The following is a 670-nucleotide window of genomic DNA, read 5'->3' as shown; positions in this document are numbered from 1 at the left end:
ATGTATCCGTGACCTGCGCATTTCACAGATCTATGAGGGGACCAATGGGGTGCAGGCAATTGACCTGATTGGCCGTAAAACTACGAAATGTAAAGGTGCATATATTGCAGAGTATATTGCAGAAATCCGTGAATTTGCCCAAAGTCTAGATGATGCCTTAACGATTAAAAAGGCAACCTTAGATACCTGTCAGCAACTGGAAGATATTACCAATTTTATTGTTGAGCAGTCTCAGCAGAATCCTGATTTCGCCAACTCGATTGCTGTTGATTATCTGCATGCTGTAGGTCTGCTGAGCTTTGTCTATATGTATGCACGTATCAGCAAAGCGGCGGTTACCAAAGAAGAAAGCTATTTCAAGAACAAGCTGGTACTGGCAAATTACTATATTGCTAAAGTACTCCCGGATTTGAGTGCGAGAATTCAACGTATTCAGGCAGGTGCGGAGCTGGTGATGCAATTGCCAGAAGAATATTTCACTGCACAGGCCTAAACCCGCAAATATTGCGAAGGACGAACACTGTAGAGCTATTACTTTGCAGTGTTGATAACAATGATGTTAAAGGATGAGATTAGAATGATTGTAATTGTAGAAGCTGTACGTACCGCAATGGGCGGTTTTCAAGGCTCACTTTCAAGCTGTACGGCACCAGATTTGGGTGCTGTAGCG

General features: G+C 43.1%; 2 protein-coding genes. Both read left to right on the top strand.

The features are described from left to right. On the top strand, positions 1-493 hold a 493-nt coding region (locus B4J23_RS08245; protein WP_291359894.1), incomplete at its 5' end, for an acyl-CoA dehydrogenase C-terminal domain-containing protein. A 78-nt stretch (positions 494-571) separates the two neighbouring features. Next, positions 572-670 (top strand): hypothetical protein (locus tag B4J23_RS08240; protein ID WP_291359898.1); only part of this gene is annotated, 99 nt, incomplete at its 3' end.

This window comes from Acinetobacter sp. UBA3025 (assembly GCF_002367915.1).
GTDB lineage: Bacteria > Pseudomonadota > Gammaproteobacteria > Pseudomonadales > Moraxellaceae > Acinetobacter.
This window is presented reverse-complemented; position numbering and strand designations above follow the sequence as displayed.